The sequence below is a fragment of the Bacillus sp. 2CMS4F genome, from assembly GCF_023161785.1.
Taxonomy (GTDB): Bacteria; Bacillota; Bacilli; order Bacillales; family Bacillaceae; genus Bacillus; species Bacillus halotolerans.
The window spans coordinates 147,372-169,276 of record NZ_JALNTO010000002.1 but is presented as its reverse complement, the minus strand read 5'-3'; the positions used below and the strand labels follow the sequence as shown (position 1 = coordinate 169,276).

The 21,905-nt window shown below is 44.3% G+C and carries 26 protein-coding genes; 5 read left to right on the top strand and 21 right to left on the bottom strand.

The window, feature by feature from the left end:
* Positions 1-133 precede the first annotated feature (133 nt).
* The 3 genes from ytrH (at position 134) to MTN95_RS04140 (ending at position 1,267) form a co-directional block, all read left to right on the top strand.
* The gene (gene ytrH, locus MTN95_RS04150; RefSeq protein ID WP_024122464.1) at positions 134-475 is read left to right on the top strand and encodes a sporulation membrane protein YtrH; all 342 of its coding nucleotides are present in this window, start codon (positions 134-136) and stop codon (positions 473-475) included.
* Positions 472-975, top strand: coding sequence for a sporulation membrane protein YtrI (gene ytrI / locus MTN95_RS04145; protein ID WP_024122465.1), 504 nt, complete (start codon positions 472-474; stop codon positions 973-975). The genes ytrH and ytrI overlap by 4 nt, the downstream gene beginning before the upstream one ends.
* A 100-nt stretch (positions 976-1,075) precedes the next feature.
* Complete coding sequence (locus MTN95_RS04140; RefSeq protein WP_010335284.1) at positions 1,076-1,267, top strand: YtzJ family protein; 192 nt, start codon at positions 1,076-1,078, stop codon at positions 1,265-1,267.
* A gap of 17 nt (positions 1,268-1,284) precedes the next feature.
* On the opposite strand, the gene nrnA is transcribed toward MTN95_RS04140, so the two are convergent.
* Positions 1,285-2,226 (bottom strand): bifunctional oligoribonuclease/PAP phosphatase NrnA, encoded by a 942-nt coding sequence (gene nrnA / locus MTN95_RS04135; RefSeq protein ID WP_105953416.1) that lies wholly within the window; start codon positions 2,224-2,226, stop codon positions 1,285-1,287.
* Positions 2,227-2,356: 130 nt separating this feature from the next.
* Here nrnA and MTN95_RS04130 point away from each other — a divergent pair, with 130 nt between their 5' ends.
* Entirely contained in the window at positions 2,357-2,659 is a 303-nt protein-coding gene (locus MTN95_RS04130) for a YtpI family protein (protein WP_024122467.1), read from the top strand.
* A gap of 19 nt (positions 2,660-2,678) precedes the next feature.
* On the opposite strand, the gene MTN95_RS04125 is transcribed toward MTN95_RS04130, so the two are convergent.
* The 13 genes from MTN95_RS04125 to MTN95_RS04065 form a co-directional block, all read right to left on the bottom strand.
* Positions 2,679-3,998 (bottom strand): CBS domain-containing protein, encoded by a 1,320-nt coding sequence (locus MTN95_RS04125; RefSeq protein WP_010335287.1) that lies wholly within the window; start codon positions 3,996-3,998, stop codon positions 2,679-2,681.
* Positions 3,999-4,207: 209 nt separating this feature from the next.
* On the bottom strand, positions 4,208-5,110 hold the full coding sequence (locus MTN95_RS04120; RefSeq protein ID WP_248337052.1) for a sulfite exporter TauE/SafE family protein: 903 nt from the start codon (positions 5,108-5,110) through the stop codon (positions 4,208-4,210).
* Positions 5,111-5,183: 73 nt separating this feature from the next.
* Positions 5,184-6,416 (bottom strand): amidohydrolase, encoded by a 1,233-nt coding sequence (locus tag MTN95_RS04115; RefSeq protein ID WP_248337050.1) that lies wholly within the window; start codon positions 6,414-6,416, stop codon positions 5,184-5,186.
* A gap of 22 nt (positions 6,417-6,438) precedes the next feature.
* Entirely contained in the window at positions 6,439-7,140 is a 702-nt protein-coding gene (ribR, locus tag MTN95_RS04110; protein ID WP_248337048.1) for an RNA-binding riboflavin kinase RibR, read from the bottom strand.
* Between the two features lie 28 nt (positions 7,141-7,168).
* Positions 7,169-8,497 (bottom strand): LLM class flavin-dependent oxidoreductase, encoded by a 1,329-nt coding sequence (locus tag MTN95_RS04105; protein WP_105953413.1) that lies wholly within the window; start codon positions 8,495-8,497, stop codon positions 7,169-7,171.
* Positions 8,494-8,775 (bottom strand): glutaredoxin family protein, encoded by a 282-nt coding sequence (locus tag MTN95_RS04100; RefSeq protein WP_105990219.1) that lies wholly within the window; start codon positions 8,773-8,775, stop codon positions 8,494-8,496. The genes MTN95_RS04105 and MTN95_RS04100 overlap by 4 nt, the downstream gene beginning before the upstream one ends.
* Positions 8,776-8,787: 12 nt before the next feature.
* Positions 8,788-9,792: an LLM class flavin-dependent oxidoreductase gene (locus tag MTN95_RS04095; RefSeq protein ID WP_248337046.1), complete on the bottom strand. Its 1,005-nt coding sequence runs from the start codon at positions 9,790-9,792 to the stop codon at positions 8,788-8,790.
* A complete protein-coding gene (locus MTN95_RS04090) occupies positions 9,789-10,568 on the bottom strand; it encodes an amino acid ABC transporter ATP-binding protein (RefSeq protein WP_105953410.1) in 780 nt (259 codons plus the stop codon). The genes MTN95_RS04095 and MTN95_RS04090 overlap by 4 nt, the downstream gene beginning before the upstream one ends.
* A complete protein-coding gene (locus tag MTN95_RS04085; protein ID WP_105953409.1) occupies positions 10,565-11,272 on the bottom strand; it encodes an amino acid ABC transporter permease in 708 nt (235 codons plus the stop codon). Before MTN95_RS04085 ends, MTN95_RS04090 begins: the two co-directional genes overlap by 4 nt.
* 30 nt (positions 11,273-11,302) lie before the next feature.
* Positions 11,303-12,022 (bottom strand): amino acid ABC transporter permease, encoded by a 720-nt coding sequence (locus MTN95_RS04080; protein WP_024122477.1) that lies wholly within the window; start codon positions 12,020-12,022, stop codon positions 11,303-11,305.
* A gap of 21 nt (positions 12,023-12,043) precedes the next feature.
* On the bottom strand, positions 12,044-12,853 hold the full coding sequence (locus tag MTN95_RS04075; protein ID WP_024122478.1) for an amino acid ABC transporter substrate-binding protein: 810 nt from the start codon (positions 12,851-12,853) through the stop codon (positions 12,044-12,046).
* A gap of 21 nt (positions 12,854-12,874) precedes the next feature.
* The gene (locus MTN95_RS04070; protein WP_105990217.1) at positions 12,875-13,687 is read right to left on the bottom strand and encodes an amino acid ABC transporter substrate-binding protein; all 813 of its coding nucleotides are present in this window, start codon (positions 13,685-13,687) and stop codon (positions 12,875-12,877) included.
* Positions 13,688-13,700: 13 nt separating this feature from the next.
* The gene (locus MTN95_RS04065) at positions 13,701-14,237 is read right to left on the bottom strand and encodes a GNAT family N-acetyltransferase (RefSeq protein ID WP_024122480.1); all 537 of its coding nucleotides are present in this window, start codon (positions 14,235-14,237) and stop codon (positions 13,701-13,703) included.
* A 154-nt stretch (positions 14,238-14,391) separates the two neighbouring features.
* Between MTN95_RS04065 and MTN95_RS04060 the strand changes: the two genes are divergently transcribed.
* Positions 14,392-15,312 (top strand): LysR family transcriptional regulator, encoded by a 921-nt coding sequence (locus MTN95_RS04060; RefSeq protein ID WP_202852757.1) that lies wholly within the window; start codon positions 14,392-14,394, stop codon positions 15,310-15,312.
* A 76-nt stretch (positions 15,313-15,388) separates the two neighbouring features.
* On the opposite strand, the gene MTN95_RS04055 is transcribed toward MTN95_RS04060, so the two are convergent.
* From MTN95_RS04055 to MTN95_RS04030, 7 genes are all read right to left on the bottom strand, one after another.
* Positions 15,389-16,072 carry a metal-dependent hydrolase gene (locus MTN95_RS04055; protein ID WP_105953403.1) on the bottom strand — a complete coding sequence of 228 codons (684 nt, stop codon included), beginning with the start codon at positions 16,070-16,072 and terminating at the stop codon, positions 15,389-15,391.
* A 63-nt stretch (positions 16,073-16,135) separates the two neighbouring features.
* Positions 16,136-16,903, bottom strand: a complete 768-nt coding sequence (locus MTN95_RS04050) for an SDR family oxidoreductase (RefSeq protein ID WP_248337044.1) — start codon at positions 16,901-16,903, stop codon at positions 16,136-16,138.
* Positions 16,904-17,031: 128 nt separating this feature from the next.
* Complete coding sequence (locus tag MTN95_RS21500; protein WP_010335290.1) at positions 17,032-17,163, bottom strand: hypothetical protein; 132 nt, start codon at positions 17,161-17,163, stop codon at positions 17,032-17,034.
* Positions 17,164-17,227: 64 nt separating this feature from the next.
* Positions 17,228-18,613: an argininosuccinate lyase gene (gene argH / locus MTN95_RS04045; RefSeq protein ID WP_248337042.1), complete on the bottom strand. Its 1,386-nt coding sequence runs from the start codon at positions 18,611-18,613 to the stop codon at positions 17,228-17,230.
* Complete coding sequence (locus MTN95_RS04040) at positions 18,610-19,821, bottom strand: argininosuccinate synthase (protein ID WP_024122485.1); 1,212 nt, start codon at positions 19,819-19,821, stop codon at positions 18,610-18,612. Before MTN95_RS04040 ends, argH begins: the two co-directional genes overlap by 4 nt.
* Positions 19,822-19,989: 168 nt before the next feature.
* The gene (locus tag MTN95_RS04035; protein ID WP_248337039.1) at positions 19,990-20,502 is read right to left on the bottom strand and encodes a MogA/MoaB family molybdenum cofactor biosynthesis protein; all 513 of its coding nucleotides are present in this window, start codon (positions 20,500-20,502) and stop codon (positions 19,990-19,992) included.
* 78 nt (positions 20,503-20,580) lie between these two features.
* On the bottom strand, positions 20,581-21,768 hold the full coding sequence (locus MTN95_RS04030) for an acetate kinase (protein WP_024122488.1): 1,188 nt from the start codon (positions 21,766-21,768) through the stop codon (positions 20,581-20,583).
* Positions 21,769-21,905: the final 137 nt, after the last annotated feature.

Here is a 21,905-nt window from a genome sequence, read left to right as displayed (position 1 = left end):
CCTCTTTCTCCATTACGATCCATTTCTTTCTTCATTATAAGTCGGGTTTTCAAAAGAAACAAATGTTCTTTTTCGAGTCGTCATCATACTTGTCCCGAATGCTCAATATGATATAAAAGGTGAGGTGATCAAGATGGATCAGGAAGCTGGTTTCATGGTAAATTTTATCAACAGTTATTTTATTGCATTAGGGGTGCTGATCGGAGGCGCACTCATCGGAGGCCTTGGAGCATATTTGGCAGGCGAAGCCCCGCTTACGGTCATTACAAAGCTTGCGAACAGATTAAAAATATGGGCGCTGGTCGCCGCTATCGGCGGTACATTCGATGCGGTATACAGCTTTGAACGGGGTATTCTTGAAGGCAATACGAGAGATTTATTCAAGCAGATTCTTCTCATTATCTCGGCCATGGGCGGGGCGCAAAGCGGCTGGCTTATCATTTCATGGCTGACGCAGGAGCATATTTCTTCATGAGAGTGCCGCAGCATTACAAGAAACCGGGATGGCAGCGTTTTTTTGCAGGTATGATGTGCGGAGCCGTGATCAGCTGGTTTTTTTTCCTGTTTACATACGGAACATTCCAGGAGGAGCAGGTTTCCCTCATCGAAAAACAAAAAGAGCACGTCAAAGACTTGAACGACCAAATTTCCATCTATCAGGAAGACCTCCACAAACTAAATGAAGACAATAAAAGAAAACTGCTTATTCAAAGCGTCGATGTCAAATTGCTGAATGGAGAAAAATATAAAATTTCGCAGCCTGATAAAACAAAATTCGAGGAGCATGTAAAGGATGATATTTCAGAGGTCATTACAAAGGATATAGAAAGCGTCTATAAAACAAAGGAGCTTTTAAAACGGACAATTGAAAATAAAGTCTATACGATCAATGAAAAAAAATATGAGGCAGCCGTCAAGGAATTAATTATTTACACAAGGCTTTCGGTAGAAATCGAAATATCATTCGCGACGTAAATATGGAATTTTTTTAAATTTTTCAAACTCCTGTCGCTTTTTCCCATTCTTTTTTATAAACTATAAATGAGGCTTAATAGCGAAAGGAGGAGGAAGGGAAATGGAGGTTTACAGTGACCGTCAGTTAGCAAAAGATCAAGCAGCCCGACTCAGACAAGGTTTTTCTGCCTATGCCGAAACAAACTCACTCGCTTCCCTCATCAAAAAAGAACTTCAATCTCACAATCTCCAAGTCTACGAGGACCTTACTGAGTTCGGCTGCTGGTTCATCCCCGTCACAGATGAACACTAAGAGAGAGGGTCTCCCCTCTACTTGTGTTCTTTACATAACGTCTCCAGATCAGCTAAAATCTGTTCCGCTTTATCCCAGCTGTAAATGGAGGCGCCTGAAGCCAGAGGATGCCCTCCGCCGTTATATTTCCGGGCGAGTCCGTTAATAACAGGCCCCTTTGAACGGAATCTGACTCTGATTTGATCGTCTTCTTCTATGAAAAACACCCATGCGCGAATACCTGAGATATTTCCAAGCGTCCCGACAAGCTGCGACGCTTCAGAAGCCGTTGTGCCGAACCTTTCAAGAGTATCCTTTTTGATGAAAACAGAAGCAGCGCCATTTTCAGACAAAGACACATTTTGAAAGATATAGCCGTTAAGCTTCACCACATTCAGTTTTGTTTCATACAATTGATTAAACAGCTCTGAAGAAGAGAACGGATACTTAATGAGCTCACCTGCATATTTTAATGTTTTTTCCGTTGTATTGGGAAATAAGAAGCGTCCGGTATCACTGACAATGCCGGCATAGATCAGCTCTGCAGCTTTTGTATTCAGCTTCCAGCCGTGCTCTTTTCCTTCTAAATACAGCTCATAAATCATTTCACTTACTGAGCTGGCATTCGTATCGACCCACAGAAGATCGCCGTAAGGATCTTCGTTCGGATGGTGGTCGATTTTCATTAGTTTGGCGCCTGATAAATAACGCTGATCGTCGATTCTTTCCTGATTTGCCGTATCGCAGACGATCACAAGGGCGCCTTTATATGTTTCATCGTCCACCTCATCGAGGGTATATAAGAAAGAAAGGGACGGTTCCGGTGTGCCGACCGCAAAAATATTTTTTTCAGGATACGTTTCACGCAGGATTTCCGTAAGTCCGCACTGAGATCCGTAGGCATCCGGGTCAGGGCGCACATGTCTATGTAAGATAATCGTGTCATATAATGATATGGTTCTGATCAATTCTGTTTTCATTTGATACTCCTTTATTGTTTTTTTTCATTAAATCACATTCTCTGCCGACGGAAAAGAAAAATAACGTCAAAACCAAGCCCGTTTTTGTATAAAATGGGTTTGTAAACTTTTACGATGGAGGATTTCATTTATGCTGGTTCTTGTTTTTTTGATTGGGCTTTCAGCCTGCTTTTATGTGTACTATAAAGTAAAAGGCGTACGGGCAAAGCAATCTTTGGAAAAAGAAATCTTTTCAGCAAAATCTAGCATGGCATTAGGATCGCTGGTGCTGTTTTACGGACTCAATCAAATGATATTATTCCATTCAGTATTAACGTTAGTAATCGGCGGCATCTTTATCGTCATCGGAGCCGGAAGCGCATGGGCAGGTTATAAAGCCTACAGCCATTACAATCCCCTTCACGCCAAAGAAGCTGAAAGAGATCACGCGTAAGGGGCGCCTGAGACGTCCCTTAGCTTCTTTCCATCAGCTGAACCATCAGCATTGCTTTAGACACGATATGGCCTTGGCTGTGCACTTCAACTTCCATTTTTCCGAACTTTCTTCCAGCCTCTAAAATGCGCGGCTTGACTTCGATGACCGACTCCATCTGCACAGGCTTCAAAAAGAAAATGGTGATGCTTTCTATCACTAGTTCGCCGCGTTTTTTCGAGCGCAAAAACCGATTGGCCGCTTGCGTCAAAATGGTCGTAAACACGCCATAAGAAATTGTCCCCAGCTGATTTGTCATTTGCGGTGTTACTTCATACTGATAAACCGTCTGATCCTGTTTATCATCATCCTCATCTTTAAATCCTCTTGAGACGATATCATCAAGCTTTTCCCCGACTTGAGGCTGCTTTTGAATCATTTGAAGAGCTTTCAGCACGTCTTGGCGGCTGATCATGCCAATCAGCTTTTGGTGTCCGTCAGTGACGGGAAGCACTTCGATCCCTTCCCACACCATCATTTGCGCCGCTGAGGCGACAGACGTTTTCCCAATAACCGTAACCGGATTTTTTGTCATGACTTTTTCAATGGGTGCATTCCGGTCGTGACCTGCGATATCTTTCGAAGTCAAGATCCCGTGGATTTTCATTTGTTCGTCGACAACCGGGAAACGCCCATGGCCCGTTTCAAAATTTTTCTCGTACCATTTTTCAAGTTTATCCTTGGGTGAAAGATATATCGTACGGTCAGCGGGCGTTAAAATGTCCTCCACCAGAACGATTTCTTTTTTGATCAGCTGGTCATAAATCGCCCGGTTAATCATAGCGGCAACTGTAAAGGTGTCATAGCTCGTGGATAAAATCGGCAGCTCAAGCTCGTCTGCCAGCTGCACGATGCTGTCATCTGTGTTAAATCCGCCCGTTACAAGTACAGCGGCGCCTGCCTCAAGCGCCTGTCTATGTGCATTGATTCGATTTCCGACAATCAAAAGATTCCCGGCTGCCGTGTACCGCATCATCGCGTCCAGCTCCATTGCGCCTATGACAAATTTATTTAATGTCTTATGGAGTCCGGCCCGGCCTCCGAGCACTTGTCCGTCTATGACGTTTACAACCTCTGCATATGTAAGCTTTTCGATATTTTCTTTTTTCTTTTGTTCAATTCTGATTGTTCCGACACGTTCAATCGTACTGACAAAGCCTTTATTCTCTGCTTCCTTGATGGCTCTGTACGCCGTTCCTTCACTTACTTTCATTTCCTTTGCGATTCTCCGCACAGAAATTTTTTCACCGACAGGCAGCGAATCAATATACGTTAAAATTTGTTCATGCTTAGTTGCCAAACCTTTCACCTCTAAGGGACAGTCTTCTGCTTTTATTATAAGGGCTCGGATGATTGATTCGCAATGAGGCAGGAAAATAAAAAGGAAGCCTGGTCGGCTTCTTACAGCGCAGTGTGCTGTTGGGTGCTGAAGGACGAATCCATCATTCAGACTTCCCGCAAGCGCCTGGCCCTCGTGTTTCCTTTCACATCTATAAAAAGTCAATGTCTTTATTTTTCTTTTATATTGATGTCAACTGCTGCTTTTACAATCTTTTTATTCCCTATTTTAGATAAAATAAATAAAACAGCAAACAGCCATATTGCTCCTATCGCCGTATAGATAAATGGATAAACAGCTGTGTTTTCAATCCATTCATTTATCAATGTTCTCGCATTTACTAATATAATAAATCCTCCTACCAGCACACCCATCAATTGCGGGTGAAATTTCTGTACGAGCCATGCTGCGATAGGGGCCGCGATAATTCCGCCAGCCATTAACGAACACACCCATAACCAATTGACATCCTCCCATCCCAATGAAACAAGAAAACCGACAGTTGCAGATACTGCGATGGCAAACTCACTAGTATCTACAGTTCCTACTACTTTCCTCGGACTCAGGCCTTTTCGGGATAATAAAATCGGAGTGGTGACGGGGCCCCAGCCACCTCCTCCTGTGGCATCTGCAAAACCGGCGATCACTCCTAAGGGAATGGATTGTTTTCTGCTTAACGGCACATGTTTTTTCTCAAGTGCAGGCTTGTATTGAAATAAAAATCTTATCAATACATATCCGCCCAGCAGGAGCAGAAACAAAGAAATATAGGGTTTCGCCACATCTCCGGGTAAATGGCTGAGAAATGCAGCGCCTAAAAAAGCACCTATTGAACCGGGAATGACAAGCTGATAAACAGTTTGTTTGTCAACATTTCCAAATTTAATATGTGACACTCCTGATGCGGCAGTCGTGACGACTTCCGCTAAATGGACAGAAGCCGAAGCAACAGCAGGCGTTATGCTGAAAGCTAATAACAGCGAAGTTGAGGTAACACCATAAGCCATACCTAACGAACCGTCTATTAACTGCGATAACAAGCCTATAAATGCAAAAACAATTAATTTCTTCATCAGCACACCTCGTCTGTATCAATCGAATATTTTCTCAAAGCAAACCATCTCTGACTCTTCATTCCTGCGTTCATTAACTTAATAATCTCTTAGCGCTTTCATATAAAAAATAAGAGGCTTTTATAATGGCAGTTTCATCAATTGTAAATGCCGGGTGATGCCAATCATGATCACCGCCTGTTCCAAAAAAAGCAAAGGATCCGGGAATATGCTCCAAATAGTAAGCAAAATCCTCCCCGGCAGTGGATGGGTCGGGTGAAATGACCTGAAGCTGTGCTTTATGAGCAGCAGCTCTTACAATTTCAGTTATTGCTGTATCATTACAAAGCGGCGGGGGTCCGGAAATCCACTTCACATTCGCCTTCAAAGAAAAAGCAGAAGAAATCTGCTCTGCAACAGACAGAAAACGCTGCTTCACTTGTTCCCGAACCTCTGAATCAAATGTTCGAACAGTGCCTTCGATCACCGCTGTATCGGGGATGACGTTCCATGTGCTGCCGCCTTCGATTTTCGCTACAGTTACAATCGCGCTTTTTAGCGGATTTACATTTCTGCTTACAATCGTTTGCAGGGCGACGATAAGCTGAGAGGCGCCGACAATAGGATCAAAACCATTATGCGGCAATGCTGCATGAGCGCCTTTTCCTTGTATCGTTACTTTAAATCGGTCAACAGCAGCCATAAGAGGGCCTGTTTTTAACCCTACAGCGCCAACCGGTATATCGGGTTTGTTGTGAAGACCGATAACGGCTTCAATGCCATCCAATTGGCCATCCGCTATCACTTTTGCAGCGCCTGCGCCTGATTCCTCAGCCGGCTGGAATAACAAACGAACCTTTCCTTTCAGGCTATCTTGATTTTCCTTTAGCAAAAAGGCCGCACCAAGAAGCGCTGCCGTGTGAAAATCATGGCCGCACGCATGCATGATTCCTTTCTTTTTAGATGCATAGGGCAACCCTGTTTTTTCTTCGATTGGCAGCGCGTCAATATCAGCCCTCAAAGCAATGGCCGGACCTTCTGACTCCCCTGCTATATCTGCGAATACACCTGTTTTTAATGATGTAGGACGAATTGGTATGCCCTTTTCTCCAAGGCATTTTGCAATAAAATCGGTTGTTTCAAATTCTTCTTTTGACAGCTCGGGGTATTGGTGCAGATGCCGGCGTATTGTGATGAGCTCTTTTTCAAGCGATAAGAGATTCAATGGATTATGCTCGCTATCATCTTTTCCATACTCATCTTCAATTGTTTTTGCTGTCTGATATGGGTATGTCCCTTCTATATTTCTCCAATAATCTAAAGACATGTTTTCTCCTCCTTTCAGCTCTTTACCTATCTGCCTTTAACATCACAAGATCTCCAGTCTCTTCAATATAAGCAGTAATAAAACGGCTCAATTGAAATGCAAGACCGCCCGGCCCAAATTTTACACACTTACCGGGAGGGTTCTCATTCTCTGCCTGCAAAAAGCTTAAAAAAGATAGAATATATATTCGCCGATATGCAACTTGTGTAATACCATAATCAAAAAACCAATTGTCAATCACATTGTAGACACCGCGGTTGATGCCGTATAAACTGTTACACTTCTTGTAAAAGCTGAGATCCGGAAGATTTAACTCAGGGTGCGAGAGCAGGCTTTCTTTATTTTGAGATGCAATTCCCATACGTTCAAAGCGTTTGGAAGCGTATGAAATATCCTTTTTGATTTGCTCTTTTAGTGACTCCAAAGAATAAAACCTTCTTTCATCTCTTATTTTAAAGAGAATGCTGCATTCCATATGTTCTCCGTAGATCTCCCTATCAAAGTGAATCAAAAAAATCTCAATGGTTTTTTTCAGATTAGGACCAATCGTTGGTTTCACTCCGATATTCATAACCCCTAAATAAAATTGCTGATTGATCGCCGTCAGAACCCCGTAAACGCCGTTAGGAAGCCCGTTTATTTCGGTTTCTATATTCGCTGTGGGAAATCCTAATTTTCTGCCCAACTGTTTTCCTTTCACAACCGTACCTGCAATGATTGCCAAAAAAGTCATCCTCCTCCTGCTTCTCCTATTAATGATTTGATGAATGTACAAAAGGATGATGAACCGAAGTATCAAGCCCAAGATTTTCCCGCAATGTCCCGCCGTTATATTCTCTGCGGTACAGCCCTCTTTCTTGAAGAATCGGAATCACTTTTTCTACAAAGGCATCAAGTGTTCCCGGGATATCCGACCCGATGATAAAACCGTCAGCAGCTTCGGCTTTGAACCAAGTCTCAAGCAAGGAGGCGACCTGCTCTGGTGTACCGATGAATGGAGTCCTTGGAAAAGCCATTTCCCGCGCCACTTCCCGTAGTGTCAGATTTCTGGCTTTCGCTTCTCTCTTAATTCGATCTGTTGTGCTTTGAAAAGCGTTCTTTCCAACTTCGCCAATATCGGGAAACGGTTCATCAAGCGGGAACACACTCAGATCGTAATCATCAAAAAATCTCCCCAAATAAGTAACTGCATTCTCAATCGGAATCAATTCTGCAAATTCCCGGTATTTCTTCTCTGCTTCTTCTTCCGTATCTGCCACAATCGGGCTGATTCCCGGAAAAATCAGCACGCTGGAAGGGTCGCGCCCTTGAGCGGCAGCCCGCTTTTTAATATCCGCATAAAATGCTATTGTCTCGCCTAATGAATTGGAATGGGTAAAAATCGCATCTGCATTTTTGGCCGCAAATTGACGGCCTGTTTCTGAAGAACCCGCTTGAAACACGACAGGCTCTCCCTGATTTGAGCGCCCGATATTTAAAGGCCCCTCTACTTGAAAATACTCTCCTTTGTGATTCAGACGATGAAGCTTTGCCGGATCAAAAAACTGCCCTGTTTCTTTATTGTGTATAAATGCGTCCTTCTCCCAGGAATTCCACAAACCACGCACAACATCCAAATGCTCTTGAGCAATAACGTAACGCTCGGTATGTTCTGGCAGTCTGCTTCTGCTATGATTGCGTGCAGCTCCTTCCTGCGGAGAAGTAACCAGATTCCAGCCAGCCCTCCCCCCGCTGATGTGGTCCAGCGACATTAACTGCCTTGAAATCGTAAATGGCTCAGTAAAAGAAGTAGAGAACGTACCTACTAAACCAATGTTTTTTGTGACGGACGCAAGCGCCGATAATATGGTGATAGGTTCAAATCGATTTAAAAAATGGGGAATTGATTTTTCAGAAATAAATAAGCCGTCTGCAATGAAAATGAAACTGAACAAGCCTTTTTCAGCTGTTTGAGCCTTTTGCTTGTAAAATTCCACGTTTGTACTTGCGGAAGGATCGACTTCAGGGTGACGCCAGCCGTCAGTTGTTCCCCCAACCCCATGAATAATGGCTCCAAACTGAATATCATTTCTTCGCGTCACCTTTTTTCCTCCTTTATCTGAGCGTAATTGGCAAGTGCAAGCTCAAGATTTTTAATACCAATTTCAGTAATCCCTTCATAACGATTACCGCTGCCAACTTCTACCACAGGAACGTGGCGTACTCCGTATTTCACCTGTAAAATGTCTCTCAGCTCTTCCTTCTCCGAAACATCGATATTTTGAAATGCTATTGCTTTTTCATGTAAGTAATTTTTGACTTCTTCGCAATATGCACAGCCTTTCTTACTCCAAACCACAACGTTGACAAAATCGCTCATGTTTTATCCCCCTTATTGTTTTGCGGCTAGAACTGCATCACTCAGCAGCTGATAAGACAGCCGTTTTTCGTCTGCATTTTTGATCGGTGAAAAAATGACAAAATCGTTAATTCTGTATGTGTCTGATAAACGTTTTAATTCGTCCGCCACTTCTTCCTTCGTTCCGGCAATCACCCCGGTTTTTTGGACGATGATGTCATAGGGCTGGCTGACGTTCTCAAGATAGGTTTTGGCTTGTTCGCGGGTACCGACATTCACTCTCCTCCCGTCTTGCAAAATCACTTTTATCGATTCACGCGACTCAATATGTTTTTGTGCCTCTTCCTTTGTACGCGCCGCAAAAACAGCGGGAGCAAGGTGAAATTCCGCTTCAGAGCCTGCTGGCAGATGCGTGTCAAAGGCTCGGCGGGCTTCTTTTAGCACTTTCTCTTCACCGTTAATAAAGTAAGCAAAGACAAAAGATATTCCCAGTTTTGCAGCTGAAATTGCGCTCTCTGTGCTTCCCCCCAACAGAAAAAGTCCCGGCCTGTGTTCAGCCTGCGGTGCCGGCCGCAGTTGCGCAAAACAGTGGGCATCTGGAAAATCATCCCGAATGAAATGAGTGAGATCCTCCAGCTTTTCTTCAAACTTGCGCGCCGGTTTTACATATTCATATTGCAGAGCGTCTGTCGACAGCTGAAAGCCGCCGGGCGCTTTGCCTACTCCAAGGTCAATGCGTCCGGGAGCTAATGCAGACAATAGATGAAACTGCTCCGCCACTTTGTATGGGCTATAATGCTGCAGCATCACCCCGCCGGATGCTAAACGAATGGTCTTTGTGCTTGCGGCAAGATACCCTAAAAGAACCTCAGGAGCGGAGCCGGCAATATCACTATTGTTGTGATGTTCAGCGACCCAAAAACGGTAATATCCATACTCTTCAGCCATCTGCGCCAACTTCACCGTATGCTGTAATGTATCGGCTGCGGTTTCTCCTTCACCTGCCAGACTTTGGTCTAATATACTTAAGCGGATCATATTACCGGCTCCTTTATGTGTTCTTTTATTTCATATAAATACTCCGGCGAAACACGGCGGAGAAACCGCTTTGTTCTTTCTTTTTTCGTATGGCGGAAAACTTCATCCGGAGTTCCTTGTTCAACAATGACGCCCTCATCCATAAAAACAACTTGATCTGAAACCCTTTTCGCAAACTCCATTTCATGTGTAACAATGATCATAGTGGCTCCGGTCCTCACAATATCGAGCATGACCTCAAGAACTTCGCCGACCAGCTCTGGGTCAAGCGCAGCTGTCGGCTCATCGAACAGCAGCACATCAGGATTAATGGCAAGCGCCCTCGCTATTCCAACCCTTTGTTTTTGCCCTCCCGATAATTGACTCGGATAAGCGTTCAATTTGTCTTGAAGCCCAACCTTTATCAGCTCGTTCTCTGCTATGGCATACGCGTCTTGTTTTCTCATTTTTCGGGCGACCGTCAAGCCCTCCATGACATTTTCAATCACCGTTTTGTGAGTAAACAAATGATATTGCTGAAATACCATTGCTGTCTGTTTTCTGAGCCAGCGAGTGTCTTTTTTTGTCGGAAAACTGCAATTAATCACTTTGTCATGTAAAGAGATGATCCCTTCGTCCGGCCTTTCTAATAAATTAAGGCAGCGTAAAAAGGTGGTTTTCCCCGACCCGCTTGGACCGATAATTGTCACAACTTCTCCTTTGTGCACAGTCAGATTTATTCCTTTTAATACCTGGTGCATGCCAAAACGCTTATGAATATTTTTAATCTCAATCATAAAGTGCCTCCTTGAAATCTGGATGCCTTCCTCTCAAATATTCCATTTACGGTTTCCATCATAAGAGTCAGCACCCAATAGATAATCGCCGCTCCGATAAAGGCTTCCAAAAACGCATAATTATCAGAAGCAACGATAGTCGCTGTCCCTGTTATTTCAGGAACAGCCACTATAGCTGCAATAGAGGTCGTATGCAAAAACCCGATGCCTAAATTTGTGAAGTTAGGGATTGATACCATCAGCGCCTGCGGCAATATCACTCGACGAAAGGTTTGAGCGTGCGTCAGGCCGATGGAATAGGCCGCTTCGACCTGTCCGGTATCCATTGCCAAGATGCCCGACCGGATAATTTCTGTTAAATAAGCACCAGCAGTTAAAGACAAAGCCATAACCACAAACACGGCGACCGGAATCTCATTGGCGGACCAGCCGAGATGAAAAAAGCTGCTGACACGATCCACAATCGGCGGCACGCCTAAATAAATCAGCATAATATGGAGGATGGCAGGTGTACTCCGAAAAAATGACACATAAAGCCTTGAACAAGCTGCCAAGCCCTTAATTCTAAAAATTCTGACCATTATATTTCCAAGTGCCGCAAGAAATCCGAGAATGATCGGCAAAACAGCCATCATCAATGTCAGCGGAATGGTTTTTATCATTTCTTTCATGGCGGAAGCAATAAATGGAAAGTCAAATTGCAATCGTCTCCCCTCCTAGTCCCCGTACATATTTCAATGTATGTTCATGTCAAAAACGGTAACAAGCCGTTTTTGATCCTTCTTGATTCGTTTTTCGGCCAATGTAAAGAACCTTTCGAATAAAACTGCTACGGCATAATAAACAACGGATAGCGCAATGTACACTTCAAGAGAATGATTGCTTGAGGTAATCAGTGTTTGGCCCCTTCCCGACATATCCATCACACCTATTGAAAAAGCAAGAGACGTATCTTTTAAAGAACTGATCACCATGTTTCCCATATTCGGAAAAGCCTGCACAAAGGCCTGGGGCAGAACGATGCGCCTGAAAGCCTGTCTTCCGCTGAGACCAATGCTGTAGGCCGCTTCCGTTTGGCCTTTATCAACACTGCCCGCCCCCGCTCGAATGATTTCAGCTGCTGCTGCGGCATTGCTTAACGCGTATGTTGCAACAGCGGCATAAAACGGATCCATTTTTGATGTATCAATCCCAATCACCCCCGTCAGCGCCGGTATGCCATAAAACACGATAAAAAGCTGCACCATAACGGGTGTACCTCTGAAAAACGAGATATACACTCTTGCAAATTGATTTACAATAGGAAAGTTATAGATGCGGGGCAGCGCTAAAAAGAGCCCCAATACAAACCCGAATAGCAATGACAGCGTTAAAATGTATAATGTAACCGGCAGATAGCCGATTAAGGTCGGTACAAAATCTGCAATCATGCTGATATCAAACGCTTTTTCCATCACGGCTCCCTCTCTTTATACTCAATACTGTTCCTTGGAATAGTCGTCGCCAAGCCATTTTAAACTGAGCTCTTTCAGTGTTCCGTCATCAATGATTTCCTGTAATGCTTTGTCAATGTTTTTACGTAATGTTTGTTCATTTTTGTTAAACATAAAATACACTTTGGCATTGGAAAGCGCATCACCGACCGTTTTTTCTTTTATCGCGCTCGTTTTGTTTTGAAAATCCACTGCAAAAGGCGTTGAGATTGTTGCGTCGGCACGGCCTGACTGCAGCTGGTTCGCGGCATCGTTTGAACCTTGGCCCGCATAGGCAATCTCGAATGGGTCGCCATGTTTCTCATTCCATTTTTTCAACACAAGGGCGCCGTTTGAGGTTGCGCTTGTAATGACCCGTTTCCCTTTTAAATCTTCAATCCCGTGGATGGTATCGTTATCTTGAAGGACGGTTATTTTTAAAGGAAAATGATTGTAGGCGACCTCGTTAAAGAGAAACTTTTTTTCACGCTCTTCGCTTTTCTCCATTTGATGTGCCACGATATCGACTTTATGCTGGCCGAGACTGACGAGCAGGTTGGAAAATTCCATCGTTTTGAAAGTGAATTTATAATTCGGCAGACGCTTATCAATCTCTTTGACCAGCTCGACATCATAACCGGTCAAATCGCCATCATCATTAATAAAGCAAATATTCGGAAATTGGGTCCCAGTTCCGACCGTAATCGTCTGCACCTTCTTTTCTCCAGCCCCCGTTGTTTGGCTGCCGCCGCAAGCCGAAAGGACTGTTGTAACGGCAAACAATATTGTCATGACAGCTGCTTTTGTCCTCATCTTATCGCCTCATTTTCAGCTTCATTTATTTTTAAAACTTGATTTTGAGTAATCTGCGCCGAGCCATTTTTGACTCAGCCTTTTTAACGTTCCGTCTTTCTCCAGCTTTTTAATGGCTTGATCCGTATCATCAGCTAAGGTTTGGCTGCCTTTATTGAACATGAAATATACCTCAGTATCCAATAACACCTCACCGACTGTCTTTTGACGGAAAGCGTGCGTTTTATTTTGAAAGTTGACCGCAAACGGTGTGGATATGGTTGCGTCGGCACGGCCGGTTTCAATTTGATTGGCCGTGTCATTGCTTCCCTGCCCGGCGTATTTCAGATGAATCGGATTGCCGTGAGCTTTGTTGTACGACGTGATATAATCCGCTGCATTTGATGTGGCACCGACAATGACTGTTTTTCCCTGTAAATCTTTTAATGTATGAATCTTGTTATTATCCTCCCTCACGGTGATATACATCGGCGAATAGTTATACGGCACTTTATGATACAAAAAACGTTTTTCGCGCTCTTTGTTTTTGGCCATATTGTGGGCGATCACATCAATTTTTTTATTTCCGAGACTCGTCAGAAGATTTGAGAAATCCATCGTCTTAAATTCGAAGGTATATTGAGGCAATTGTTTATCGATGGCTTTCATCACTTCAATGTCGTACCCGGTCAAATCGCCTTTTTCATTTAAAAATGCAATATTCGGAAAATCTGTTCCAGTGCCGACAATAATCGTTTGAGCCTGACTATCCGTTTTCCCGTTTGTTTCCTGTCCGCATCCAGCCAGTAATCCAAACACCGACAGCAGAAAAGCTATTCTCATTCGCTTATTCATAGGCTGCCTCTCATTATGCCCAGCTGGGGGTGCCTAAAAGCGACGGCTCAAATCGTTCCGGAATCAGAACCTTATGCATCATGACACCTATATCCCCATCTTTCTCCTGCTCAAAATACACTTCATACCCTCTCCTTCTGTACATATCGACGAGCCAAGGATGCTTGCGCGCCGAGGTGCCGAGCGTCAGCGCCGGGGCCTTCAGCATATCCCGCAGCACTTTTTCCTCAACATACGTCAGCAGCTTACTGCCGACGCCTTTCCCTTTATATTCCGGCAGCGTTGCAAACCACCATACAAATGGATATTTTGAAGGGGGCGCTTCATTCTCCCATGGAAACCGGATGGTAATCGTTGAGATGAGCTTCCCGTCCCGCTCCAGCACAACTGCTGAATGATTTTTGATATTTTCTGACACCATATGTATGTCAGCTCTTGTGGAAGGCCAATCAATATCCAGCTGCCGAATTGGTTGAAAGGCGCTGTTAACCAGTTTTAAAAACTCCGGTGCATCTTCAACAGTTGCCAATCGAAAAATATCCTCACTCATTTTGAGCACTCTCCTCCACAAAATATATAATTCCTATTTGTTTACTAAGCTTTTATTGTTTATACTATAAAGCATACTTTCATGTTTGACTAATCAAAAAAAATAATCCTTGAGTTCAGAAAATGTAATGATGAAAAAACAGGGGGGAAGCACATTGGAGTTTCGCTCAATTAAAACGTTTCATACGATTGTTACATTCGGAAGCTTCTATAAGGCTGCGGAAATATTAAACTATTCACAGCCGACAATATCGATGCGCATGAAGCAATTAGAGCAGGATTTAGGCGTGCAGTTGTTTGAACGTGGAAAACACCTGCAGCTGACAAAAGCCGGAAGACTCTTTTTCGAAAAAACAGGGGATCTTTTAAATCAATACGAGGCGCTTACGCACACTCTTTCCGACTTAAAGGAAGGGGATGCCGGCATTATCAATGTAGGTATTTCAGAGCCGACTGCAAGCTTCATATTTCCTGATATTCTGAGGGATTTCTTAAATGATTATCCAAAGATAACGGTTAATGTAAACGTAGATGACGCCAATACCTGCAGCCAAAAGCTCTTAGACGGCACGATTGATTTTGCAGTCTGCGGCGAACCGGAACTGATTCTTGAAAATTATTACCACCCGTTCTTTTATGACACTTTAAATTTAATTGTATCTGATCGTCATCGGCTCGCTGAGAAAAAAGCTGTTCATTTATCTGATTTAGAAGGCGAATGTTTTATATTTACGCCTGCCAATTGCCCCATTCGTATTCAAATTGAACAGCACTTGCATAAGGCATTTAGTAATCATTACAAGAAAATGGAGCTCACAAGCAGCATGGCACATGAATATTACGTGCGAGAAAACATTGGTATTTCAATCTTCACCAGTACGGCACATTCTAAACCGCTGAAAGGCACAAAAGTCATCCCTATTATCAATCTAGACATATCACCGCCTATAGGGCTTTTGACAAACAGAAAAGAAAAACATTTTGACAGCGCGACAAAGGACTTAATTGATCGAATTAACAACTGCTTCCATCAGCGCAGCCAAGAGCTGAAAGCTGCGGTCAGTGCTGAATTGTAAATGGCAGAAATGGCAACGGTCATTCCGCACGAAAAATAAAAAGCATCTCCTGATTTTCAGGAGATGCTTTCAGCGTTTAAAGCTCAATCGTTTCACCGACGGCCATGACTTTTCCGACTCCGCCCGGCAGGCTGTCTGCAAATGCTTCCGGGTCTTGCTCGATGACCGGGAATGTATTGTAATGAACCGGTACAACTTGTTTTGCCCGCAGCCATTCTGCAGCTAGTTTGGCGTCTTCAGGCCCCATCGTAAAGTTGTCGCCGATCGGCAGGAAGGCAAGATCAATATGGTTCAGCTCCCCGATCAGCTTCATGTCAGAGAAAAGAGCCGTATCGCCGGCGTGGAAGATCGTTTTGCCTTCGACAGTCAGCAGAATACCGGATGGCATGCCTGTGTAGGTGATCGTTTTATTTTCTTCGTCAGTGATGGCAGATCCATGAAAGGCCTGTGTAAGCTTCACTTTCCCAAAATCAAACTGATGGGAGCCGCCGATGTGCATAGGGTGAACATTTAACCCTTTCCATCCCAAATATACAGCCAGCTCATTCGGTGCCACAACCAGCGCGTTATTTTGCTTTGCGATTTGCTCAGTGTCGCCCACGTGATCATTGTGGCCGTGAGTCAATAAGATAGCGTCCGCTTTTGCATCCTCCGGCTTCAAGTCGGTTAACGAATTTCCTGTCAAAAACGGGTCAAATAAAATATGGTGGTCATTCGTTTCTACTGCAACTACAGAATGTCCGTGATACGTTACTTTCATTTCCTTCACCTCGTCACTTTGTTTTTGATGTTTTCATTTTCCCTTTTTAAGATGCTGAAAAACTTATGTGGATTGATTCTTGTTAATCACATTGAGGCCCCCGGTTGCTTCAATTACAGTTCCTGTCACCAGGTCTGAGTTCTCTTCGCACAAAAAAGCAATGATTCTGGCGATATCTTCACCGGTGCCGGATCTTCCTATCGGCGTTTTTTCTTTGCCGATACGCTGTCTGGCTTCCTCAATTGACGCTTCCTTCATGTCGCCGACAATGTCGCCCGGGCAAACCATATTAGCGGTTATGCCCGATTCAGCTTCTTCTATCGCAATTGTTTTTGTTAAAGAAGCCAATCCCACTTTTGCGGCGCCGAAAGCGGAGCGGTGAAGCCAGCCGGGTGCGTGTGCCGCGCCTTGAAATCCGTACGTGATGATACGCCCGAATCGCTGTTTTCTCATGACCGGAATAACTGCTTTGAATAAGTGAAAGACGGCGCTTAAATTCCCTTCCAGCATACCGTACCATTCGTCATCGGTATAATCAGCTAACTTTTTTCGTTCAAATATGTATGGCCCCGCGTTGTTAATCAAAAAGTCGATTCTCCCGAAGCGGTCCAAGGCAGCGTCTGCGATGCGCAGCAAATCTTCTTTTTTGGTGACATCACCTTTTACAAATTGCAGCCGGTCAAGGTAATCAGGACAGGCTTCCTTCAGGCGGTTTACTGCCTCTTTATCCTGCCTGTAATTCACTGTTACTGAATACCCCTTTGCAAGCAATGTTTCAGTCACTTTGCGGCCTAATCCCTTCGAACCGGCAGTAATTAAAGCATGTCGCACATGAATACCTCCCAAAGCAACGTCGCCGCTTTTCAATAAAGTGTTTCTTCTTCTACTTTACTATAAAAGGCCGTCAATATCACTTTTTACACTTTGCCATACAAAAAAAGCTGCCTATAATAGACAGCTTATTCCGCAGAAGATGAAGGCTCTTGATCCGGGATATCCACATAACCGCTTTGATATGCTTCGGAAATGAGCCTTGTTGTCTCCTGGCTTTCTTGTTCATCATAAATATAGCGTTCCGGTTCTTTTTTCATCCTTCTGCCTCCCATCATTATAGAGGTAGGTTGGCTATAATGACGGGATTTTATGAAGGAAATTTTAACAAACTCCGGCAGCCACGCAAGCTTTCGCCTTTACGAGCGCCTCCTCTACCTGTTTGAAGCCCGTGCCTCCTGCGCTCATTCTTTTTTCGACCGCATGATAAGGATCCAAAACAGTGTAAATATCCTCTTCGAAGAGATCGCTCGCCTTCTGAAAATCGTCAAACGGCATGTCGCTTAAATAGATTCCTTTTTCGATGCATGTGTACACAAGCTTTCCGACCACTTCGTGCGCTTCTCTGAATGGCATTCCTTTCTTCGCTAAATAATCAGCCAGTTCCGTCGCATTTGAAAAGTCTTGTTTTGTCGCTTGCTTCATGACGTCTTTGTTAACAGTCATTGTTTGAATCATGCCTTTGAAGATTTGCAGGCTGCCTTCGACCGTTTTCACCGTGTCAAACATGCCTTCTTTGTCTTCCTGCAGGTCTTTGTTATAAGCGAGCGGAAGGCCTTTCATGATCGTAAAAAGCCCCATCATGTCACCGTACACGCGCCCTGTTTTGCCGCGGATCAGCTCTGCCATATCCGGGTTTTTCTTCTGCGGCATCATGCTGCTTCCCGTTGCATACGTATCGTCTAGCTCAATGAATTTAAACTCCTGCGAGCACCACAGAATGATTTCTTCAGAGAAACGGGAAAGGTGCATCATCAGCATGCTGCTGTTGCTTAAAAATTCCAAAATGAAATCTCTGTCGCTGACGCCGTCGAGGCTGTTTTCATAAATGGAATCAAAGCCGAGCAGCTCTGCTGAATACTCACGATCGATCGGGAAGGTGGTACCCGCGAGCGCTCCGCAGCCGAGCGGAGATTTGTTGATCCGTTTCATTGAATCCTGAAAACGTTCCTTGTCGCGCTCCAGCATCCAGAAATACGCAAGCAGATGGTGAGCGAATGAAATCGGCTGGGCGCGCTGAAGATGAGTGTAGCCCGGCAGAATGGTTTCAACATTTGCTTCTGCCTTATCAATGAGCGCGCCTTGGAATGCCTCTAGCAGCTCGATAATGTGAGCGACATGGTTTTTCAGGTACAAATGCATGTCAGTTGCCACCTGGTCATTCCGGCTTCTTCCGGTATGCAGCTTGCCGCCGAGAGGGCCGATTTCGTCAATGAGCATTTTCTCAATGTTCAAATGAATATCTTCATAATCAACTGAGAACTCTAATGTCCCGTCTTCTGCTTTTTGCAAAAGGGCATTCAGTCCCTCACGGATTTTCAGCTCTTCTTCTTCTGTCAGGATACCGCATTTTTTCAGCATGGCAGCATGTGCGAGAGACCCTGTAATGTCTTCGGTCACTAAATGTTGGTCAAATGATATGGACGCGCCGAATTCGTCGACCCATTTTTCCGGTGTTTTTTGGAATCGGCCTCCCCAAAGCTTCTTCATGCTTTAATCTGCTCCTTCTTTTTCACGATGCTGTTCACTTTTGTCGGAAGTCCCCAAAGCTCGATAAATCCGATTGCCGCATGGTGGTCAAACGCATCGTCTTTTGTATATGTTGCAAGCTTTTCATCATATAGAGAGTATTCTGATTTACGTCCCTCTACAATCGCATGGCCTTTAAACAGCTTCACGCGAACGATGCCTGTAACGTGTTTTTGCGTTTCTTTTAAGAAAGCGTGCAGCGCGTCTTTTAAAGGCGAGAACCATAAGCCGTTGTAAATGATTTCTGACAGTTTTTGTTCGATGGCCGGTTTAAAGTGCGCGACCTCTTTCACTAATGTCAAATCTTCCAGTTCTTTGTGTGCTTTGATAAGGGTCATCGCACCCGGGCATTCGTATACTTCACGGGATTTAATGCCGACAAGGCGGTTTTCTACGTGGTCGATACGTCCGACACCATGCGCGCCTGCAATTTCGTTCAGTTTTAAAATTAATTCAGAAAGTGAGTAAGAGACGCCGTCGATGGATACAGGCACGCCTTGTTCAAATGCGATTTCTATCACTTCCGGTGTATCCGGTGTTTTTTCCAGCGGCGCTGTAAGGTCGTATGCTCCTTCTGGCGGAGCAGCCCACGGATCTTCTAAAATGCCGCACTCATTTGCGCGTCCCCAAAGGTTTTGATCAATGGAATATGGGCTGTCAAGATTAATCGGAATCGGAATGCCGCGGCTTGCCGCATATTCAATTTCTTCTTCACGAGACCATTGCCATTCCCGAACCGGAGCGATGACTTCAAGGTCAGGATTTAATGATTTAATTGATACCTCAAAACGCACCTGGTCATTTCCTTTCCCTGTGCATCCGTGCGCAATTGCCTGCGCCTCTTCTTTTTCTGCGATCTCGACTAATTTTTTTGCAATAAGCGGCCGAGACAATGCGGACACGAGCGGATATTTCCCTTCATACATCGTGTGAGCCTGCAAAGATAACAGCGCGTAATCCTGGGCGAATTCTTCTTTTGCATCGATCACGTAAGAATTTGTTGCGCCGACTTCAAGCGCTTTTTGCTGAACAAACGCCAGGTCCTTGCCTTCGCCGACATCCAGACAGCAGGCGATGACATTATACCCTTGCTCTTGAAGCCATTTTATCGCGACGGAAGTATCGAGACCCCCTGAGTATGCTAATACGACTTTTTTCTGTTCTGCCATGATAAAAATCTCCTCTCAACCCTGTTTCTTTTGTATAAAAATAAATTATATTTAATAAAAATACATTTTGTATGTATACACTTTAACAAGTAAGTTCCTTTTTTTCAAGCCTTTTATTAAAAAAACTTCACCCATTTTTCCAGGTGAAGTTTCGTAGTATTTATTCATTTACTTGTCTTTTCTGATTTCTTTGACCACATGGGCGATCTCCGGAATAATCAGCTTATTCATCGCCAGCTTTACCGCACCGCTGGAGCCTGGCGTTGAAAAAACGGCTGTATGTTGGATAACGCCGGCTGTGGCTCTCGACATGATCGCACTGGAGCCGATGTCTTCTGTATAACTGAGCATCCTGAATATTTCTCCAAAGCCGGGCAGCTCTTTAGAAAACAACGGCGAAATGGCTTCAATGGTGACGTCCCTCTTTGCAATACCCGTCCCGCCGTTTAAGAGGACCGCGTCCGTCTGATCATCCATGCATCCCGCTAAGACAGACCGCTGCAGGGCATCCTTTTCGTCTTTCACAATTTCATATGCAGCGATCTGATGGCCGGCTTCTTCTAAAAATGAGATCATCAGCCTGCCGCTTTTATCCGTTTCTTCCGTTCTCGTATCACTGACAGTAATCACTTTGCACCGGACAATATCGGGTGCTTCTTGTTTATGCTCTTGAACGCTCATTAGCTCACCTCTTTGTTTTTTGTCTACCTTTATCATGCTTCAACAAAAAAGCACATTCAAGTGAATGTGCTTTTTGCATTATTTAGCTAAACGAACAACGTCTCGTGCAATCATAACTTCCTCATCAGTCGGAATGATCATAACTTTTACTGGAGAATGAGGGTAGCTGATGAACGCTTCCTCACCGCGTACGTTATTAAGCGCAGGATCCCAGTATACACCCATAAATTCCAGACCGCGAAGAACGCGTTCTCTGACTTCTACGCTGTTTTCACCGATACCGGCAGTAAAGATAATCGCATCAACACCGCTCATTCTGGCAGCGTAAGAACCGATGTATTTGTGGATGCGGCTCGCGAAGACTTCAAGCGCAGTTTCCGCGCGCTCATTTCCTTGTTTCGTTGCTTCAACGATGTCACGAAGATCGCTTGAGAAACCGGAGATGCCAAGCAGTCCGCTTTTTTTGTTTAATGTATTCAGTACTTCGTCAGCTGTCTGGCCTGTTTTCTCCATAATGTATGGGATAAGGGCAGGGTCGATGTTTCCAGAGCGTGTACCCATTGCAACACCGGCAAGCGGCGTGAAGCCCATAGATGTATCAATTGATTTTCCGCCTTCAACAGCTGCAATACTTGCGCCGTTGCCAAGGTGGCAGGAAATCAGGCGTAAATCTTTTAACGGACGGCCGAGAAGCTCTGCCGCACGCTCAGTCACATATTTATGAGAAGTGCCGTGGAAGCCGTATTTACGGATACCGAATTTTTCATAGTATTCGTATGGCAGGCTGTACAGGTAAGACTGTTCAGGCATTGTTTGGTGGAATGCCGTATCAAAAACAGCAACCGCAGGAACATTTGGAAGCACTTCTTTGAAGGCTTTAATTCCGACGATATTTGCCGGGTTGTGCAGCGGCGCCAATTCAGAAATGTCTTCGATCTCCTGAATTGTTTCGTCCGTTAATAAAACGGAATCGCTGAATTTTTCTCCGCCGTGTACCACGCGGTGTCCAATTCCGTCAATTTCATTTAAATCTTTGATAATGCCGAATTCTGTCAGCTTATTAAGCAGCATTTTAACCGCTACCGCATGATCAGGTATATCAGTTACTTCTGTATTTTTTTCGCCGTTTACAGAAATCGTGAACACACTGTCGGCGATACCGATTCGTTCAACTAAGCCCTTCGTTAAAACGGTTTCTGAAGGCATTTCGAAAAGCTGAAATTTCAAAGACGAGCTTCCTGCGTTAATTGCAATAATTTTGGACATGATTGACGCTCCTTTTTACTCTGTATCAACATCTTCGTTTTTCGTACTTTTTTCCCGGGTGAATCATCATTTTCTCCCGAAAAATATCTGACTTTTCCATTTAAACATTGTCATGTCGGCTTTTCAAGTCAACTTGT

Bases quoted from the DNA above. Each gene is read 5' to 3' on its own strand.
- ytrH (WP_024122464.1), top strand. From the start codon at position 134: ATGGATCAGGAAGCTGGTTTCATGGTAAATTTTATCAACAGTTATTTT.
- ytrI (WP_024122465.1), top strand. From the start codon at position 472: ATGAGAGTGCCGCAGCATTACAAGAAACCGGGATGGCAGCGTTTTTTT.
- MTN95_RS04140 (WP_010335284.1), top strand. From the start codon at position 1,076: ATGGAGGTTTACAGTGACCGTCAGTTAGCAAAAGATCAAGCAGCCCGA.
- nrnA (WP_105953416.1), bottom strand. From the start codon at position 2,226: ATGAAAACAGAATTGATCAGAACCATATCATTATATGACACGATTATC.
- MTN95_RS04130 (WP_024122467.1), top strand. From the start codon at position 2,357: ATGCTGGTTCTTGTTTTTTTGATTGGGCTTTCAGCCTGCTTTTATGTG.
- MTN95_RS04120 (WP_248337052.1), bottom strand. From the start codon at position 5,110: ATGAAGAAATTAATTGTTTTTGCATTTATAGGCTTGTTATCGCAGTTA.
- MTN95_RS04115 (WP_248337050.1), bottom strand. From the start codon at position 6,416: ATGTCTTTAGATTATTGGAGAAATATAGAAGGGACATACCCATATCAG.
- MTN95_RS04100 (WP_105990219.1), bottom strand. From the start codon at position 8,775: ATGAGCGATTTTGTCAACGTTGTGGTTTGGAGTAAGAAAGGCTGTGCA.
- MTN95_RS04095 (WP_248337046.1), bottom strand. From the start codon at position 9,792: ATGATCCGCTTAAGTATATTAGACCAAAGTCTGGCAGGTGAAGGAGAA.
- MTN95_RS04090 (WP_105953410.1), bottom strand. From the start codon at position 10,568: ATGATTGAGATTAAAAATATTCATAAGCGTTTTGGCATGCACCAGGTA.
- MTN95_RS04080 (WP_024122477.1), bottom strand. From the start codon at position 12,022: ATGGAAAAAGCGTTTGATATCAGCATGATTGCAGATTTTGTACCGACC.
- MTN95_RS04075 (WP_024122478.1), bottom strand. From the start codon at position 12,853: ATGAGGACAAAAGCAGCTGTCATGACAATATTGTTTGCCGTTACAACA.
- MTN95_RS04070 (WP_105990217.1), bottom strand. From the start codon at position 13,687: ATGAATAAGCGAATGAGAATAGCTTTTCTGCTGTCGGTGTTTGGATTA.
- MTN95_RS04065 (WP_024122480.1), bottom strand. From the start codon at position 14,237: ATGAGTGAGGATATTTTTCGATTGGCAACTGTTGAAGATGCACCGGAG.
- MTN95_RS04055 (WP_105953403.1), bottom strand. From the start codon at position 16,072: ATGAAAGTAACGTATCACGGACATTCTGTAGTTGCAGTAGAAACGAAT.
- MTN95_RS21500 (WP_010335290.1), bottom strand. From the start codon at position 17,163: ATGAAAAAAGAACCGGAACGCTATATTTATGATGAACAAGAAAGCCAG.
- argH (WP_248337042.1), bottom strand. From the start codon at position 18,613: ATGAAGAAGCTTTGGGGAGGCCGATTCCAAAAAACACCGGAAAAATGG.
- MTN95_RS04040 (WP_024122485.1), bottom strand. From the start codon at position 19,821: ATGGCAGAACAGAAAAAAGTCGTATTAGCATACTCAGGGGGTCTCGAT.
- MTN95_RS04035 (WP_248337039.1), bottom strand. From the start codon at position 20,502: ATGAGCGTTCAAGAGCATAAACAAGAAGCACCCGATATTGTCCGGTGC.
- MTN95_RS04030 (WP_024122488.1), bottom strand. From the start codon at position 21,768: ATGTCCAAAATTATTGCAATTAACGCAGGAAGCTCGTCTTTGAAATTT.